The 1,210-nt window shown below is 49.0% G+C and carries 2 protein-coding genes; both read left to right on the top strand.

What is annotated here, in order from left to right:
- Positions 1-425: ABC transporter permease (locus AC1DUA_RS38345; RefSeq protein WP_477504675.1), on the top strand; the 425-nt coding region annotated here is incomplete at its 5' end.
- Positions 426-461: 36 nt separating this feature from the next.
- On the top strand, positions 462-1,210 hold a 749-nt coding region (locus AC1DUA_RS38340), incomplete at its 3' end, for an ATP-binding cassette domain-containing protein (RefSeq protein ID WP_477504674.1).

Genomic DNA, 1,210 nt, shown 5'->3' with positions numbered 1-1,210 from the left:
GGATTATCATAGGCGTTGCCCTAACACATTGGCCTAGTTTAACGAGGGTCATACGTGCTGAAGTGATGCAGATCCGTTCGGCGCCGTATGTCTCCATATCGCGTAATTTCGGTAAATCTAACTGGTGGATTGCGACAAGACATATCATCCCTCACCTACTGCCCCAGCTATTGGTTGGACTTATTCTAATCGTTCCTCATGCGATTTTGCACGAGGCTGCGGTTACCTTCATTGGGATGGGACTTTCCCCGCATGAGCCGGCGATTGGCATTATTTTGTCCGAATCGATGCGTTATTTATCTTCTGGTATGTGGTGGCTGGCGTTGTTCCCTGGCTTATGCTTACTTTTGTTGGTTAGGGCTTTTGCCATGTTGGGAGAGAACTTGAAGTTGTGGGTAGATCCAAGACGTGCATATGAGCATTAAACAAATTTCAAGCTTGGAAAAGAGGGATTCACTTTTATGTTGGAAGTCAGTGAACTTTCGATCAGCTTTCATCGGTTTGATCGCCATTTCCGCCCAATAAATACGGAAGCTATTCATAAATTGGAACTTTCGATTGATGCCGGAGAAATTCTAGCCGTCGTTGGCTCCAGCGGTTCTGGCAAAAGTCTGCTAGCCCACGCCATCTTGGGCATACTCCCTGGCAACGCTCAGGTTACGGGGACCATTAACTTCAAAGGCGAGAAGCTGACTACTGAAAGGCAGGAGGGTCTAAGTGGGAAAGAAATCGCGCTTATCCCTCAGTCTGTTCAGTATTTAGATCCCTTGATGCGCGTCGGTGATCRAGTCAGACAAGCGGTTCGGCGAGGAGATCCCGCTGAGCTTCAGCGGCAGGCTTTTAACAAGTATAAGTTAGCGGACTTTGTTGCCAAGCTGTTTCCCTTCCAGCTCTCAGGAGGAATGGCGCGAAAAGTTCTCGTCTCAACGGCTACTGTAAGCGGTGCTCGGTTATTGATTGCGGATGAGCCTACTCCGGGCTTGGACCCTTCATCAATGAGTGAGACGCTAAACCGGTTCAGGCAGCTGGCTGAGGAAGGTTGTGCGGTGATGTTAATCACACATGATATTGAAGCTGCTTTAACAATAGCCGATCGGATTGCTGTGTTATATGCGGGGACGATCGTTGAAATTGCACCTCGTGGTGATTTCACAGGGAATGGGGAAAGGCTGCGGCATCCGTATACCCAAGCGTTATGGAGAGCGCTGCC

The organism is Paenibacillus sp. 01T422, from assembly GCF_056398785.1.
The sequence above is the reverse complement of the archived record's forward strand: the minus strand, read 5'-3'. Positions and strand labels throughout refer to the sequence as shown.